At 71.7% G+C, this 15,616-nt stretch carries 14 protein-coding genes; 4 read left to right on the top strand and 10 right to left on the bottom strand.

All coding sequences use genetic code 11. From position 1 onward, the window contains the following. Positions 1–288 precede the first annotated feature (288 nt). Complete coding sequence (locus E5671_RS12225) at positions 289–675, top strand: DUF1844 domain-containing protein (protein WP_160503909.1); 387 nt, start codon at positions 289–291, stop codon at positions 673–675. 21 nt (positions 676–696) lie between these two features. On the opposite strand, the gene E5671_RS12230 is transcribed toward E5671_RS12225, so the two are convergent. From E5671_RS12230 to E5671_RS12245, 4 genes are read right to left on the bottom strand one after another with little or no spacing between them, the layout of a single operon-like run. Beyond that, positions 697–1,428, bottom strand: a complete 732-nt coding sequence (locus E5671_RS12230) for an SseB family protein (RefSeq protein ID WP_160503911.1) — start codon at positions 1,426–1,428, stop codon at positions 697–699. Between the two features lie 22 nt (positions 1,429–1,450). Further along, complete coding sequence (gene mycP / locus E5671_RS12235; RefSeq protein ID WP_160503913.1) at positions 1,451–2,629, bottom strand: type VII secretion-associated serine protease mycosin; 1,179 nt, start codon at positions 2,627–2,629, stop codon at positions 1,451–1,453. Next, on the bottom strand, positions 2,626–4,326 hold the full coding sequence (locus E5671_RS46190) for a hypothetical protein (protein ID WP_237330546.1): 1,701 nt from the start codon (positions 4,324–4,326) through the stop codon (positions 2,626–2,628). Before E5671_RS46190 ends, mycP begins: the two co-directional genes overlap by 4 nt. A gap of 22 nt (positions 4,327–4,348) precedes the next feature. Continuing rightward, complete coding sequence (locus tag E5671_RS12245) at positions 4,349–4,555, bottom strand: hypothetical protein (RefSeq protein WP_160503915.1); 207 nt, start codon at positions 4,553–4,555, stop codon at positions 4,349–4,351. Positions 4,556–4,689: 134 nt separating this feature from the next. On the opposite strand from E5671_RS12245, the gene E5671_RS12250 reads away from it, so the two are divergent. After that, positions 4,690–5,892 (top strand): amino acid deaminase/aldolase, encoded by a 1,203-nt coding sequence (locus E5671_RS12250; RefSeq protein WP_160503917.1) that lies wholly within the window; start codon positions 4,690–4,692, stop codon positions 5,890–5,892. A 9-nt stretch (positions 5,893–5,901) separates the two neighbouring features. Here E5671_RS12250 and E5671_RS12255 read toward each other — a convergent pair whose 3' ends face one another. The 6 genes from E5671_RS12255 to E5671_RS12280 all read right to left on the bottom strand — a co-directional run bounded on the left by E5671_RS12255 (position 5,902) and on the right by E5671_RS12280 (position 13,164). Next, positions 5,902–6,861: a DUF2510 domain-containing protein gene (locus E5671_RS12255; RefSeq protein ID WP_237330158.1), complete on the bottom strand. Its 960-nt coding sequence runs from the start codon at positions 6,859–6,861 to the stop codon at positions 5,902–5,904. A gap of 45 nt (positions 6,862–6,906) precedes the next feature. Then, positions 6,907–8,211, bottom strand: a complete 1,305-nt coding sequence (locus E5671_RS12260; RefSeq protein WP_160503919.1) for a haloacid dehalogenase-like hydrolase — start codon at positions 8,209–8,211, stop codon at positions 6,907–6,909. 34 nt (positions 8,212–8,245) lie between these two features. After that, positions 8,246–9,538 (bottom strand): haloacid dehalogenase-like hydrolase, encoded by a 1,293-nt coding sequence (locus E5671_RS47400; RefSeq protein ID WP_160503921.1) that lies wholly within the window; start codon positions 9,536–9,538, stop codon positions 8,246–8,248. Between the two features lie 91 nt (positions 9,539–9,629). Beyond that, complete coding sequence (locus E5671_RS12270) at positions 9,630–10,409, bottom strand: 3-oxoacyl-ACP reductase (protein ID WP_160503922.1); 780 nt, start codon at positions 10,407–10,409, stop codon at positions 9,630–9,632. Positions 10,410–10,415: 6 nt separating this feature from the next. Then, a complete protein-coding gene (locus E5671_RS12275) occupies positions 10,416–11,792 on the bottom strand; it encodes an aldehyde dehydrogenase family protein (RefSeq protein WP_160503924.1) in 1,377 nt (458 codons plus the stop codon). A 7-nt stretch (positions 11,793–11,799) separates the two neighbouring features. Continuing rightward, positions 11,800–13,164: a glutamine synthetase family protein gene (locus tag E5671_RS12280; RefSeq protein WP_160503926.1), complete on the bottom strand. Its 1,365-nt coding sequence runs from the start codon at positions 13,162–13,164 to the stop codon at positions 11,800–11,802. Positions 13,165–13,241: 77 nt separating this feature from the next. Between E5671_RS12280 and E5671_RS12285 the strand changes: the two genes are divergently transcribed. Further along, positions 13,242–14,000 (top strand): FadR/GntR family transcriptional regulator, encoded by a 759-nt coding sequence (locus E5671_RS12285; RefSeq protein WP_160503927.1) that lies wholly within the window; start codon positions 13,242–13,244, stop codon positions 13,998–14,000. A gap of 156 nt (positions 14,001–14,156) precedes the next feature. Then, positions 14,157–15,602, top strand: coding sequence for an ethanolamine permease (gene eat, locus E5671_RS12290; RefSeq protein WP_160503929.1), 1,446 nt, complete (start codon positions 14,157–14,159; stop codon positions 15,600–15,602). The last annotated feature ends 14 nt before the right edge of the window (positions 15,603–15,616 follow it).

Raw genomic sequence — 15,616 nt, forward strand, 5'->3', positions numbered from 1 at the left:
CTCCATTACTACCGGAGCACCTCCGCGGTGATCGCGGGGCGCATCTCGGGCCTGCCGTAGTCTCGGGGACTGCGGCCGCCTGACCGGTGACCCGCCGCTCCGGAGAGCGGCTAGGTGGGAAGCGGAGCCTCCACTTGTGGGCCGGGTCTCTGCGTGGCACGCGAGTGTCCGGCCGGTCGTTACACAAGGTTAGCAGGTCCACGGGGGTGGGGCTAACCGACGGTGCCGAACGGTCCTCACGGACTCCCGCGGCGTACTCCCGGTGGGGCTCCGCATATCGTATGGGACATGAGCGACGCGACCCCCACCCCCGAGTCCGCCACCGGCTCCGCCCCCGATTCCCCCGACTTCGACACCCTGACCCGTGACATCGCGGACGTCCCCGCGGTCGAGGTGATCACCACGGTCGCCGTCCACCTGATGAGCGCCGCGGCCGTGAACCTCGGCCTCGCCGAGGGCGGCGAGGGCCACAAGGACCTCGACGAGGCCCGCAAGCTGATCCACTCGCTCGCCGGTCTGATGGACGCGAGCGCCACGGAAATCTCCTCGTTCCACGCGGCCCCGCTGCGCGACGGCCTGAAGTCGCTGCAGCTGGCCTTCCGCGAGGCGTCCGATGTGCCGGACGAGCCGGGCCAGGGCCCTGGCGAGAAGTACACGGGCCCGGTCTTCGGCTGAGGACTCACCTGGGTACGTGATTCACGGACGTACGTAGAAGGGCTCGCCCGGTGGCGTCGCCTCGGCCGGCAGCAGTGCCAGGTCGAGGCCGCTCACCAGGCGGGCCCTCAGTGTTTCGTCGGCGGCGATGTGCCGGGCGACGCGCTGGGCGGCTTCGGCCGGGTCCGCCGAGGGGTCGAGGACGAGCGCGAGGGTGCCGTCCGCGGTGCCCGCGCCGAGGTAGGCCCGCAGGACGGCGGGCTCGGCGGCGACGGAGGCGCGCACGGCGGCCGTGACGGCGGGGTCGGCGAGCGTGTCCCGGGTGTGGCGGCCCTCGGAGAGGGCGATCAGGGCGGGCCGGTTGATCTCGTAGGGGACGGGTCCCGCGAGGTCGAGGACGATCGTGTCGGCCTGCTCGTGCGCGGCGGCCTGGAGCGCCTGGTGCAGGGGGACGGCGACGGGCCGGGCCTCCGGGTCCCACAGGGCGAGGGCCTGGGTCGAGCTGAACGCGGGCAGCGCCTTGCGGTCGCCCGCCTTCAGGGTGGGGACGGCCATGTCGCTGGACTTCTCGCGGCGCAGCCCGTTCTCGTCCTCCTCGACCTCGCCGAGCACGGCGACCACGGGGACGAGCAGCCGGGCTCCGGTCAGCGCCTCCAGGACGGGGCCGTGGGCCGTGCGGTCCTCGGCCCACGCGGTCAGGGCCGCGGTGAGCCGGGGGTCGGCGGAGCCGTCGTCGTCGGAGAAGCCGGGGTCCGGGATGTTCTTGTTCGCCACGGGCATGACCCTATCGACCGCGTTACGGGACCTGCCGAGCGGTGCCGGGGCGGGCTCCCCGACGCCCGCGCCACAGGTATACCGCCGCCACCAAAAGCGCCACGCCAGTGCCGCCCGCCACCGGGCCCACCCAGCCTGCGGGCCCTCCGTCGCCCCCGTCCGCGTCCGGGCCCGGGCCGAAGTACTTCTCTCCGTACGCCGCCGGCTTCAGCCCGTCCGGCTTCTTCTTGCCGCCCTCGGCGATCGCGGCCGCCGGGTCGACGAAGCCGAAGCCGTGTGAGTCGTCGCGGCCGCCGCTCGGCACGTCGCGGGCGGTGTCCTCCAGGAGCTGCTTGATCTGGGGCGGGGTCAGGCCGGGGTGGGCGGCGCGGATGAGGGCGACGGCGCCGGAGACGAACGCCGACGCGGCGCTCGTTCCCCAGCCTTCGTAGTACTCCCGGTCGGGGTCGGCGATGACGATGTCCTTGCCGGGGGCGCTGACCGTGGCGTACCAGCGGCGGGTGGAGAAGGAGGCGCGGTCGCCGCTCTCGTCGACGGCGGTGGCGGCGATGACGCCGGGATAGGCCGCGGGGTACGAGATGTGGTCGCCGCGCTCGCCGCCGTTGCCCGCCGACGCGACGACGACGGCGCCCTTCTTCAGGGCGTACTGGACGGCGGCGTCCTCGGCGGGCTCCGGATGGGCGGACTTGGAGTCGTCGCCCAAGGAGAGGTTGATGACGTCGGCGCCGTGATCGGTGGCCCAGCGGATGCCGTCGGCCAGCGCGTTGCCCCGGGTGTTGCGGGCCTTCGAGCGGTCCGGGTCCCCGTCCTCGAGGATCACGCGGATCGGCAGGATCTTGGCCTCGGGCGCGATGCCGACCACGCCGTCCTCGCGGCCCGCGCCGTGTCCGTGGCCCGCGATGATGCCGGCCATGGCGGTGCCGTGCCGGGCCCAGGGGCGGTCGCCCTTCTTCGCGCCGAAGCCGACCATGTCCTTGCCTTCGAGGACGCTGCCGGCGAGGTCGGGGTGGTCGCCGTCTATGCCAGTGTCCAGGACGGCGACGGTGATGCCCTTGCCCTTGGTGGTCTGCCAGGCCTGGCTGGTGTGCATGGCGTCGAGGGCCCACTGCTGGGCGCGTATGCCGTCGTCGGCGTGGGCGGTCGCGGGCAGGAGGGCGAGCGACGCGGCGAAGGCGGCGACGAGCGGCTGACGGATTCTCATGAGGGCTTCTCCGTGGCCGCGATGGTCTTGCGCAGACGCCGCTCCACCCGGTCGGCGATGCCCTTCGCCTCGTGGCCGAGGCCCGCCTGGGCGGGGGCGGAGGTGGCGGAGGTCTTCATGGCCTCGTCGGCGGGCTCGGGTTCGGTGACCGCGCGGCCGTCGGCGAAGCCGGAGACGGAGAAGGCGACGACGGGGGCGTCCGGGAGCACGGACACGGTCCAGGAGGCGCGCTGGGCGTCGCCGAAGTCGGCGGCGGGTGTGCCCTTGGCCGCATACGGCCGCGGCATGAGGTCGGGGCGCCGGTCGAGGCCCTCCTCCGTGAAGCGGGTACGCAGCGAGCGCATCGCGTCGGCGTCGGCCTTGGTGAACAGCAGGCCCACGGTGGTGACATGGCTGCGGGTCGCGTCCGTGTACGTGGCGCGCAGCAGCCGCAGGCAGCCCGCGGGGGCGAGTGCCTTGCGCAGGAGGGGGTCGAAGGCGCTCTTGCAGTGGGAGTCGGGGGCGACGGCGACGCGGGTCCAGGCGCGGTCGGCTCCGCCGGGTCCCGCGCCCTCTCCCTTGATGGTGGCCGGGAAGAGCTGGTCGACGGGCACACTGTGCCAGAGCTCGCCCGCCACGGCGTACGCGTTCCGCGTGGTGCCCGTCCCTGCGGAGCCCCCGGTCAGCCAACTCCCGGTGGCCGCACCCGCGATGAGCCCGAGGCCGAGCACGACACAGGCAGCCGCGGCGGTCACTCGGGGCTGTACCCAGGTGCGGACGGGACGCAGCCGGGTGGTGCTGTCGTCGTACAGCGCGGGCCGGGCGAACGACACGAAGGGCCGCCCGGCTCCGGGGCCGGGGGTGAGGTCGACGGCGCCAACCGCGCGGCGGGCAGCGGCAGTTCGAGGGGAAGGGGCGGGGGTGGGTGGGGATATGGGCTTGGGAGTGTGGGCATATGCGTGGGCGGGAGAGGCCGCGGGGGCGGAGGTCCTGCTCTTGCCGCCGGACAGAGGGGCCGCGGCGGGCGGAGCGGCGGGTGCGGACTCGAGCCGCGCGCCACGCCCGTCCCGCACCTCAGGCGCCTCCACGGACGCACCGGGTACGAAGTCGGGCGCGGGGCCGGGTTCCGGAGCGGGGCGTGCGGAGTTGGGCCGCGTGTCCGGCATGTCCCAGGGCTCGGGCGCCTCCACGGACGCGGCTGCGGGGCCGGTCGTGTGGCCTGACGCGGTCCGGGGTGAAGGAGCGGGCGAGGAGTCGGGCACGGGTATGCCCCCCGTCACCGGCTCCGAGAACGGCACAGGATCCGACAGCGGCCCCGGGTCCGACAGCCGCCCCGGGTCCGACAGCCGCCCCGGGTCCGACGGCGGCACCGGAGGCATCGGGGGACGCAGGGGGTATTCCGCGGCGCGCTGTTCGTCCTCCGCGTCCGGGGCGCCCACGCGCGGCGGGGCAGGAGGCAGCGGCGGGGGCGGACCAGGGTCCGGGGCGGCGGGCTCGGAGGCCCGCGCGCGCGTCCCTGTCGTCGTGGACGGCGGGGTGTCGGGGAAGCGCGCCGACGCGGGCGGCGGGGGCGGAGACTCCTGAGCCCCGGCGGCTGCGTCGTCCGCATTGCCCGGGTTGCCTGCGTATCCCACGTCGTCCGCGTCGACCACGTCGTCCGCGTCGTCCAGTGCCACCGACCGCCCCGGCATCCGCACCCGGTCGAAGGGTGCGAGCAAGTCCCCCAGGACGGAGTCCCTGTCAGCGTCGGCGGGCGCGGGGGCATCGGCTGACGATGGCGATGGCGATGGCGAGTCCTCCGGAGCCGGATCGGCCGTCGGCGGAGGCACGTCGGGGAAGCGGGCCGACGGAGGGGGCGGCGGCAGCGTCGAGGGCGGGCCCGGCGGTGGGGGTGGAGTCGTGGGACGTGGCGGGACTGGGGCCCGTCGCGCTTCCGTGCTCATGCACCCCCCGTTTCCTCGCTCGTCTGCGCGTAACTCTAAAGGCAGATTCCGGTCGTGCGGGAACCAGTCCGGGGCCCCGGGCGATCTGCCCGGATCATCCCCCTACCCTCGGGTAATCGCGTCTGGCAGGCTTCGGCCATGACCTCCCGTGCAGCAGACCGGGCCCGCTACGACCGGGCCACCGCACACCTCGACGCCCCCCTCGCGATCGTCGATCTGGAGGCATTCGACGCCAATGCCGACGACCTCGTGCGCCGGGCCGGCGGCAAGCCGATCCGCCTCGCGAGCAAGTCCGTGCGCTGCCGGGCCCTGCTCGAACGTGTCCTGGCCCGCGACGGCTTCGCCGGGATCATGTCCTTCACCCTGGCCGAGTCCCTGTGGCTCGCGCGGTCCGGGTTCGACGACGTCCTGCTCGCCTACCCCTCGGCCGACCGCGCCGCCTTCGCCGAGCTCGCCGCCGACCCGAAGCTCGCGTCCTCGGTGACGGTGATGATCGACGACCCCGCGCAGCTGCGGCTCATCGACGAGGCCAGGAACGGCGGGCGCGAAGAGGTGCGGGTCTGCCTGGAGTTGGACACCGCCTACAAGATCCTCGGCGGGCGCGTGCGGATCGGCGCGCTGCGCTCACCCCTGCACTCCCCCGTCCAAGTCGCCGCCCTCGCCCGCGCCGTGGCCCGGCGGCCCGGCTTCAAGCTCGTGGGCGTGATGGCGTACGAAGGGCATGTGGCGGGGGTGGGTGACGCGGTCGCCGGTCATCCCGCGCGCTCCCGGGCGATCCGGCTGATGCAGGCCGCCGCCCGCAAGGAGCTCGTGGCGCGGCGGGCCGAGACCATCCGCGCGGTGCGGGCGGTCGCGCCTGACCTGGAGTTCGTCAACGGCGGCGGCACCGGCAGCGTGCAGCACACCGCGGCCGAGCGGGCGGTGACCGAGATCGCCGCGGGGTCGGGCCTGTACGTACCGCGCCTCTTCGACAACTACACGTCGTTCAGCGGACGTCCGGCCGCGCTCTTCGCCCAGCCCGTCGTGCGCCGCCCCGGCGTGGGCACCGTGACCGTGCTCGGCGGCGGGTACCCCGCCTCGGGTGCCGCGGGCCCCGACCGCTCCCCGGTGCCGTATCTCCCGGAAGGCCTGCGCTACGACCCGCAGGAAGGCGCGGGCGAGGTGCAGACACCACTGCTCGGCGCGCCCGCCGACGACCTGCTGATCGGCGACAAGGTGTGGTTCCGGCACGCCAAGGCCGGGGAGATGTGCGAGCGGTTCGACGCGCTGCACCTCGTCGAGGGAGACCGCGTGACGGCCACCGTCCCGACGTATCGCGGCGAGGGCCACACCTTCCTCTGAGGGGCCCTGTCAGGGCGGCGTCGCGCCCACGCTGTTGCCCACGCCGCCGCTGGTCTCTCCGCCGCCGACCGGGCGGATCCCCTTGGTGATCTCGTCCATGTCGGAGAGGGGCGGCGCGCCTTCGTCGGTTCGCGCGTCGATGGCGAAGCGGACGATCACCATCGCCTCGGATCCGACGCTGGAAGGGAAGGCCAGCGACTGGACGTAACCGCCGGGGCCCTTCTCGGTGCGGACCCGCCAGCGCACGAGGTAACCGGAGCGGCCCGCGACCGCGACGATCCCCTCCTTGACCTTCTCGTGGCTCGCGATGCCGCCGAAGGGCCGCATGCCGACCTTGTCCTCGTCGTACGCCCGGTCAGCCGCGTCCTTGATGTCCTTGAGCGCCAGCGCCTTGGGCGAGCGCTCGTCGGTCGCGGTCGACGTGCGTGAGTACACCGTGCCGTGGCGGCAGAGGCTGCCCTCGCCCGGGCAGTCGTAGGTGTCCGGGGTGCGCACGGTCGGATCGCCGCCGACCGTGCTGTCGGCCTTCTCCCAGCCGTCGGGCACGGGGAGCGTGATGCCGTTGAGCTGGTCGACGAGGGTGGAGGGGTCGGGGTCGGGTGCCGAGGTGGTCGGGGTCGGCGAGGTCGGCGAAGGCGGGTCCACCGGCTCCGACGTGCCGGGCACGGGGCCCTCGACCTGCGGCTCGCCGTCGTCCTCGCCCAGGAGCACCACGCCGGTGACGATCGACGCGACCAGGACGACCCCGGCGGTGGCCAGCGCCACCACCTTGGCCCGGCCGCCCCCGCCGGAACCCGCAGGCCGCACCGGCTGCGGCGGGCCGAACCCCGGCTGCGCCCGGCCCATTTGGGGCGCTTCGGGCGCACGCCGGTGCTCGGTCCACGCGGACCCGTCCCACCAGCGCTCGACGTGCTGTGCGGGCGGGGCCGACGGGTCCGTGTACCAGCCGGGAGGGGGCGACATGCTCATCCCGGCACTCTAGGACGTGCCGTGAAGATCAGCACAGTCGGACCGTCAGAACACCGAGTCCTCCTGATCGGGCACCACCGAGCCGTCGTCGCGCAGGACCGGGGCCTTGCTGCCGTCCGGTGCGTTGTACGCGGCCGTCGAGCACGGGTAGAGGTCCGGCTTCTGCTTCATGGGCTCGATGAACATGGGGTTCACGACCCAGCGGCCGTCCGCGTTGTCGTACGCACGGCACATGAACTCGTTCTTCTCGCGGTTCAGGACGAGATGGGCGCCCGTGGCGTCGCCGACGAACGTCACGTCCGTGTCGGCGTCGCCGCCGCCGAGGGCGATGCGGTGGGCCCGGTCCTGCTTGTCCCAGGCGGACTTGCCCTTGACGCCGAAGATCTCCTGGTTGATCCAGCAGCGCTTGCCGTCGATGTAGGGGATGGCCTCGCCCTTGTTCACGGGGACGTTGCCGCAGCCCTCGTTCCAGGGCGTGATCCGGCCCTTGCGGTCGAGGACCGAGCGGATGGCGATGGTGTGCTCGCGGTCGATGCCGACGCTCTTCGACCACACCTCCGTCACCGGCTCCGAGCCCGCCGAGACGATATAGACGTCGAACCCGGCCTTCTTGAGCGTGCGGATCAGATCGCGCTGCTGGTCGTAGTAGCGGGCGTAGCCGGGGATGGTGTGCGTACCGACGGTCCGGGTGGCGCCGACGGGGGCGGCCAGGGCCTCCTTGCGGGCCTTCGCCGCGTAGGACTCCAGTTCGGGGACGGTGTGTCCGGCGAAGAGCTGGGGCACCCAGGCGTACTGCGGCACGGTGTGCCGGTGGTCCCACTCCCCCGCGAAGGCGGCCGCGCCGCTCATCGTCTTCCCGTCCTCGCGGACCTCGAAGATCTCGTCGGCGCAGTCGGTGTCGGTGGAGGTGGGCAGCGGCTTGCCGACCGGAACCTTCGTGCCGCAGGCCTTGGTGAGCGCCTTGTCGGCGCCGTCCGTCATCCACTTGCTGGTGGACTTCCAGGTGGCGGGACGCAGGATCTTGTCGTGGTGCAGGGCCCAGGCGATCGTCGCGTCGGTGATGTCGTTCTTGACGACGGTGTTGTCCCAGTCGAAGGCGGCGACGGGACGCTTCTGGTCGTGCCCCCGGTGGGAGCCGCAGCGTCCGCGCTCGTCGATCATCCGCTGGAGCCGGTCACGATTGTCGCCGAACCAGGTCAGCTTCTTGGACAGCTGCGGGCAACGGGCCTTCGCAGCGGCGGAGTTCGGGGAGTTCACGGGCGTGGCGGCGGCCGCGGGGAGCGACGCGGGCACGGCTGCCAGAGTGGCGGCCGTGGCCAGCGTCAACGCCAAGGCATGTCTTTTGCGCATGCGCATGGACCGTACATCAATCTTCCGAGCCAGGTCAGACCCCATGCACCGTGTCCTTCTGGTCGGGGATGACGGAACCGTCGGCGCGGCGCACGGGGCCTTCAGCGCCGTCCCGTTCGGTGTAGCCGGTGCTCGCGCACGGGTACGGCTCGGCCAGCTTGCCCTTGGGCTCGATGAACATGGGGTTCACCAGCCAGCGGCCGTCGCCGTTGTCGTAGGCGCGGCACATCAGCTCGTTCTTGTTGCGGTTCAGGACGAGGCGCAGGGCCGTGGCGTCGCGCAGGAAGGAGATGTCGGTGTCGGAGTCGCCGGCCGCGAACACCTGGCGCCGGGCTGCCGGTTGGACCTTCTCGGCGGCCGCGCCCCGGACCCCGTATATCTCCTGGTTGATCCAGCAGCGCTTGCCGTCGATGTACGTGATCATCGAGTCGTCGCCGTCCTTGACGGTGCCGCAGCCCTTGAGGTGGGCCGTCAGCTTCCCGTGTGCGGCGACGTTGCGGATGCCGATGGTGTGCCGGGCGTCGACGCCGACGCTCTTCGCCCACACCTCGGCGACCGGCTCGGGCGACGCGGAGACCACGTAGACGTCGAATCCGGCCTTCTTGAGCGTACGGATCAGATCGCGCTGCTGGTCGTAGTAGCGGACCCAGCCGGTGAACTTGCCGCTGCCGACGCGCTGTTCGGTGCCGACGGGTGCGGCGAGGTTCTCCTCGCGGGCCGCGGCGGCGAAGCCCTTGACCTGGCGGGTGGACCAGCCGCGGGTGAGCTGGGCGAGCCAGGCGTACTGGGGTTCCATGCGGCGGTGGTCGAAGCCGGCGAAGGCCGCTTCGCCGACGGTGGTGGTGCCCTCGCTGTAGACGGAGGCGATCTCGTCGGCGCAGTCCGTGTCGCGGCGCGTGGGGAGGGTGGTGCCGTCGGCGGGGCAGGCCTTGGCGAGGGCCTTGGCCGCCGGGTCGGTGAGATAGCGGCTCGTGGTGTGCCAGTCGGCGTTCTTCGGCGTACGTATCTTGCTGTTGCGCAGGAGCCAGAACATGGTGGCGTCGCCGACGTCGTTCTTGATGACCGTGTTGTCCCAGTCGAAGGTGGCGACGGGCTTGGCCGCGCCTCGGCCGTGGCGCTCGCCGCACTTCCCGTACGTATCGATCATCTTCTGAAGCCTGGCCCTGTTCTCGCCGTACCAGCCTTTGGAGACGGTGAGCGAGGGGCAGTCCTCCGGCTGGGACCGCGCGGGCTGGGTTGCTTCCGCGGTGGCCTGGACGGTGACGAGACCGGCTCCGGCGACGGCGATCACTGCTGCTGCCGCGGCGGCGCGGCGCTTGAAGTTCACGAACACACTCCCGTGTTTACGCAGGTCAGCCGGGCGTCGTGCGACGCCCGGCTGACGGGTGGGTGGCTTCGGGGTGAACTGCTCGCGGTGCCTACAGCGGGGTGACGTACGCCCCGGTGAGCCCGCCGTCGACCAGGAAGTCGGTGGCGTTCACGAACGAGGAGTCGTCGCTGGCGAGGAACGCCACGGCGGCGGCCATCTCCTCGGCCTCGGCGAAGCGGCCCACGGGGATGTGGACGAGGCGGCGCGCGGCCCGCTCGGGGTCCTTGGCGAAGAGCTCCTGGAGGAGCGGGGTGTTGACCGGGCCGGGGCAGAGGGCGTTCACGCGGATGCCCTCGCGGGCGAACTGCACGCCCAGCTCGCGGGACATCGCGAGGACGCCGCCCTTGGAGGCCGTGTACGAGATCTGCGATGTCGCGGCGCCCATCCTCGCCACGAACGACGCGGTGTTGATGATGGAGCCCTTGCCCTGGCGCCGCATGTAGGGGATGGCGGCCTTGCAGCACAGGTAGACGGAGGTGAGGTTGACCTCCTGGACGCGCTTCCAGGCCTCCAGGCCCGTGTCCAGGATGGAGTCGTCGTCGGGCGGCGAGATGCCCGCGTTGTTGAAGGCGATGTCGACCGAGCCATAGGTGTCGTACGCGGTCTTGAACAGCGCGTCGACCTGTTCGGCGTCGGTGACGTCGACCTTGACGAAGGTCCCTCCGACCTCGTCGGCCGCGGCCTTGCCCGCGGTCTCGTCGATGTCGCCGCAGACGACGTGCGCGCCCTCGGAGGCGAGGCGGCGCGCGGTGGCGAGGCCGATGCCGCTGCCGGCGCCGGTGATGACGGCGGTGCGGCCGACGAGGCGGCGGCAGATGTTCTCTGACATAGGGCTTCAGGCCTCCGTGCTTTCCGTGCTGATGAAGACGTTCTTGGTTTCCGTGAAGGCGGCGAGTGCGTCCGGGCCGAGCTCACGGCCGAGTCCGGACTGCTTGTAACCCCCGAACGGGGTCCAATAGCGCACGCTGGAATGCGAGTTGACGGACAGGTTCCCGGCCTGGACGGCTCCCGAGACCCGCAGGGCGCGGCCCACGTCCCGCGTCCAGATGGATCCGGAGAGGCCGTACTCGGTCGCGTTGGCGAGGCGGATCGCGTCGGCCTCGTCGTCGAAGGGGAGGACGACGGCGACGGGTCCGAAGACCTCCTCGGTCGCCACCGGCGACGCGGCGTCGACGTCGGTGAGGAGCGTCGGCGGGAACCAGAAGCCGGGGCCCTCGGGGGCCGTGCCGTGGATGCCGGTGCCGGAGGGGACGTACGACCGCACGCGCTCCAGCTGGGACCTGGAGATCAGCGGACCCATCTGGGTCTTCTCGTCGGACGGGTCGCCGACGACGACCGACTCGACCGCGGGCCGCACGATCTCCAGGAAGCGTTCGTACACCGACCGCTGGACGAGGATGCGGGTGCGGGCGCAGCAGTCCTGGCCGGAGTTGTCGAGGTACGACATCGGGGTGGCAAGGGCGGCGGCCTCCACGTCCGCGTCGGCGAAGACGATGTTCGGGCTCTTGCCGCCGAGTTCGAGCGTCAGGCGCTTCACGCGGTCGGCGCACTTGGTCATGATCTGCTTGCCGACACGGGTGGAGCCGGTGAACACGATCTTGGCGACGCCGGGGTGCTCCACCAGGGCGTTGCCCGCGACGTCGCCGGCGCCGGGCAGGACCTGGAAGAGGCCTTCGGGAAGGCCTGCCTCCAGGGCGAGTTCGGCGAGGCGCAGCGCGGTGAGCGGGGTCGTCTCGGCGGGCTTGAGGATGACCGCGTTGCCTGCCGCGAGCGCAGGGGCGGTGCCCCAGGCGGCGATCGGCATCGGGAAGTTCCAGGGCGCGATGACGCCGACGACCCCGAGGGGTTCGAGGATCGTGACGTTCAGACCGCCGAGCACCGGGATCTGACGGCCGCTCAGCCGCTCCACTCCCCCGGCCGCGAAGTCCAGGAGGTCGCGGACGTTGCCCGCCTCCCAGCGCGCGTTGCCGATGACGTGACCGGCTTCGCGCACCTCCAACTGGGCGAGTTCTTCCAGGTGTTCGTCGACGGCCACCGCGAAGCGGCGCAGCAGGCGGGCGCGGTCGGCGGGGGCGGTGGCCGCCCACTTGGCCTGTGCCCTGGTCGCGCGTACGACGGCGGCGTCGACGTCCTGCGGGCTGGCGGCGGGGACGGTCGCGACGACCTCTTCCGTCGCCGGATTCAGTACTTCGAGGTTCTGTGCGTCGAGCAAGGGTGCCTCACATGCGTTCGAAGGAGCGGCGGAGCTCCCAGTCGGTCACCGCGGAGTCGAAGGCGTCCAGCTCGACCCGGGCCATGTTGCTGTAGTGCGCGACCACCTCGTCACCGAAGGCGGCCTTGGCGATGGGGCTGTTCTCCCAGAGCTCGGCGGCCTCGCGCAGGGTGGTGGGGACGTGCGCGTAGTCGCCGGTGTAGGCGTTGCCGGTGCACTCGTCGGGCAGTTCCAGCTTCTGCTCTATGCCGTGCAGACCGGCAGCCACGAGTCCGGCGACCGCGAGGTGCGGGTTCACGTCGCCGCCCGGGAGACGGTTCTCGAAGCGCATCGAGCGGCCGTGGCCGACGACGCGCAGGGCGCAGGTGCGGTTGTCGTAGCCCCAGGCGGCGGCGGTCGGCGCGAAGGAGCCGGGGCGGAACCGCTTGTACGAGTTGATGTTGGGCGCGTAGAGCAGCGAGAACTCCCTGAGCGCGGCGAGCTGCCCGGCCAGGAAGTGCCGCATGACGGGCGACATGCCGCCGGGTCCGTCACCGGCCATGACGTTGGTGCCGTCCGCGTCCGCGAGGGAGAGGTGGATGTGACAGGAGTTGCCCTCGCGCTCGTTGTACTTGGCCATGAAGGTGAGCGAGACACCTTCCTGGGACGCGATCTCCTTGGCGCCGGTCTTGTAGATGGCGTGCTGGTCGCAGGTGACGAGGGCGTCGTCGTACTTGAACACGATCTCGTGCTGGCCGGGATTGCACTCACCCTTGGCCGACTCGACGACCAGGCCCGCGGCCGTCATGTCGTTGCGGATACGGCGCAGGAGCGGCTCGATGCGGCCGGTGCCGAGGACGGAGTAGTCGATGTTGTACTGGTTGGCCGGGGTCAGGGCCTTGTAGCCGGAGTCCCAGGCCTGCTCGTAGGTGTCCTTGAAGACGATGAACTCGAGCTCCGTGCCGACGTTGGCGGTGAAGCCGAGCTCGGCGAGCCGGTCGAGCTGGCGGCGCAGGATCTGGCGGGGCGCGGCCACGACGGGCGATGAGTCGTTCCAGGCGAGGTCCGCGATGAGCATCGCGGTGCCTTCGTTCCAGGGGACGCGGCGCAGGGTGGTCAGGTCGGGGTGCATGGCGAAGTCGCCGTAGCCGCGGTCCCAGGAGGACATCTCGTAACCCTCGACGGTGTTCATCTCCGCGTCGACGGCCAGGAGGTAGTTGCAGCCCTCCGTGCCGTGTTCGAGGACGTCGTCGAGGAAGAAGCGGGCGGCGAACCGCTTGCCCTGGAGCCGCCCTTGCATATCAGGGAAGGCCAGGACGACAGTGTCGATCTCGCCGCTCGTGACGAGAGCACGCAGCTCCTCGATCCCGAGCGGGGGTGTGCGGTCTGCCACGGGAAAATCCTCCTTGGGTCAGCCGAGAGCCATAAGGTATTGCCGAGAACCATTGATTGGGAAGGGGGTACGGCCAGATGTCGCACACGGATGCCGACGCGACCGGCGAGACGGAGGCCACGACCGCCGACGACCGGCTCACGCCGGTCCTTCGCCCCGTGCGGGCGGGCAACGGCTTCGAGGAGGCCCTGGAACAGATCCTCCAGGTCGTACGCCTCGGACTGGTGCCCGGCGGCGAACGCCTGCCGTCGGAGCGGGAGTTGGCCGACCGGCTCGGCATCAGCCGAGTCACGCTGCGCGAGGTGCTCAAGGTGCTCCAGGACCAGGGCCTCGTCGAGTCGCGGCGGGGCAGGTACGGCGGCACGTTCGTCCGCCCGCGCCCCGAGGCGGCGGGCGAGGACGAGCTGCGGCGCCGCGTGGCGGACGTCGACGTCGAGGACGCGCTGCGGTTCCGTGAGGTCCTTGAGGTGGGCGCGGCCGGGCTCTGCGCGGCGCACGGCCTGGACGCCGACCAGCGGGACCGGTTGCGCGCGGCGCTCGCACAGACGCACGACGCACCCCTCTCCGAGTACCGCCGCCTGGACACCCTCCTGCACCTGACCCTTGCCGAGCTGTGCGGATCCCCTTCGCTCACCGCGCAGTACGCGGCGGTCCGCGCGACCGTCAACGACCTCCTGGACTGCATCCCCCTCTTGGTACGGAACCTGGAGCATTCGCAGCGCCAGCACACCGCGCTTGTCGAGGCGGTGCTCGACGGGGACGCGGACGGTGCGCGCGAGATGATGCGCGAGCACTGCGCCGGTACGGCCGCCTTGCTGCGGGGTTTTCTGACATAAGGGGCTCATAAGGGGCGGGGTGAGCGCTGATTAACGGTGACGTAACGCAGGGGTCTTGATTTCTCGCGGGTCACACGACAAAGGTATGGATCCGTTCCATTGAGTCCGTTCCGCTGAGTCCGTTCCATCGAGCCGCCTGCCCCCAGGAGCCGTGCCATGACCGTGGAGTCCACCAAGACGAGTACCGCCGAACCGGCGGACGACTACCTGGAACGAAGAACGCTGCGCCGGGGCAGCGCGGGCTGGCTGCTGCTCACCGGCCTCGGTGTCGCGTACGTCGTCTCCGGCGACTTCTCGGGCTGGAACTTCGGCCTGGCGGAGGGCGGATTCGGCGGCCTCGCGATCGCGATGGCGCTCATGGGCGTGATGTACGCCTGCATGGTGTTCTCGCTGGCGGAGCTGTCGTCGGTGCTGCCCACCGCGGGCGGCGGCTACGGCTTCGCGCGCCGGGCGCTGGGCCCGTGGGGCGGCTTCCTCACCGGGACGGCGATCCTCATCGAGTACATCCTGGCGCCGGCCGCGATCTCCATCTTCATCGGCGACTACGTCGAGTCGCTCGGCCTGTTCGGCCTGACCTCGGGCTGGCCGGTGTATCTGGCCTGCTTCGTCGTCTTCATCGGCATCCACCTGTGGGGCGTCGGCGAGGCGCTGCGCTTCAGCTTCGTCGTCACGGGCATAGCGGTGGCGGCGCTGCTCGTCTTCGCGGTCGGCGCGTTCATGGACTTCGACGCGTCGAAGCTGAACGACATCGCGGTGGACACGGAGGCCTTCGGCTCCAACTCATGGCTTCCGATGGGGTTGTTGGGCATCTGGGCGGCGTTCCCGTTCGGCATGTGGTTCTTCCTGGGCGTGGAGGGCGTGCCGCTGGCGGCCGAGGAGACCAAGGACCCGGCGCGCACGCTGCCGCGCGCGATCCGCTGGTCGATGGCCATCCTGATCGTCCTCGCGCTCCTCACGTTCTTCGCGTCGGCCGGGGCGCGCGGCGCGGACGCGATCCAGGACGCGGGCAATCCGCTGGTGGAGGCGTTGCAGCCGGGCGGTGAGGCGACGGCGCTCAGCCGCATCGTCAACTATGCGGGGCTTGCCGGCCTGGTGGCGTCGTTCTTCTCCCTGATCTACGCGGGGTCGAGGCAGCTCTTCGCCCTGTCGAGGGCGGGCTACCTGCCGAGGTTCCTGTCCCTGACGAGCAGCCGCAAGGCGCCGTACCTCGGCCTGCTCGTCCCCGGGGCGATCGGCTTCGGCCTGGCGGCGGCGACCGGGGACGGGGCGCGGATGCTGAACGTGGCGGTGTTCGGGGCGACCATCTCGTACGCCCTGATGTCGCTGTCGCACATCGTGCTGCGCCGCAGGGAGCCGGGCCTTGAGCGGCCGTACCGGACGCCGGGCGGCATGCTGACCTCGTCGGTGGCGCTGGCCCTTGCCTGCTCGGCGCTGGTCGCGACGTTCCTGGTGGACGTGACGGCGGCGTTGATCGCGCTCGCGGTATACGTGGTGGCGATCGCGTACTTCGGGATCTACAGCCGGAAGCGGCTTGTGGCGCGGGCGCCGGAGGAGGAGTTCGCGGCGCTGGCCGCTGCGGAGGCGGAACTGGAGCGCGGCTGAGGACGCGGCTGAGG

Origin of the sequence: Streptomyces sp. BA2, from assembly GCF_009769735.1 — a bacterium.
Taxonomy (GTDB): Bacteria; Actinomycetota; Actinomycetes; order Streptomycetales; family Streptomycetaceae; genus Streptomyces.

Excerpts from the sequence above, each read along its gene's own strand:
- E5671_RS12260 (WP_160503919.1), bottom strand. The coding sequence starts at position 8,211 with ATGCGCAAAAGACATGCCTTGGCGTTGACGCTGGCCACGGCCGCCACT.
- E5671_RS12255 (WP_237330158.1), bottom strand. The coding sequence starts at position 6,861 with ATGAGCATGTCGCCCCCTCCCGGCTGGTACACGGACCCGTCGGCCCCG.
- E5671_RS12270 (WP_160503922.1), bottom strand. The coding sequence starts at position 10,409 with ATGTCAGAGAACATCTGCCGCCGCCTCGTCGGCCGCACCGCCGTCATC.
- eat (WP_160503929.1), top strand. The coding sequence starts at position 14,157 with ATGACCGTGGAGTCCACCAAGACGAGTACCGCCGAACCGGCGGACGAC.
- E5671_RS12285 (WP_160503927.1), top strand. The coding sequence starts at position 13,242 with ATGTCGCACACGGATGCCGACGCGACCGGCGAGACGGAGGCCACGACC.
- E5671_RS12225 (WP_160503909.1), top strand. The coding sequence starts at position 289 with ATGAGCGACGCGACCCCCACCCCCGAGTCCGCCACCGGCTCCGCCCCC.
- E5671_RS12250 (WP_160503917.1), top strand. The coding sequence starts at position 4,690 with ATGACCTCCCGTGCAGCAGACCGGGCCCGCTACGACCGGGCCACCGCA.
- mycP (WP_160503913.1), bottom strand. The coding sequence starts at position 2,629 with ATGAGAATCCGTCAGCCGCTCGTCGCCGCCTTCGCCGCGTCGCTCGCC.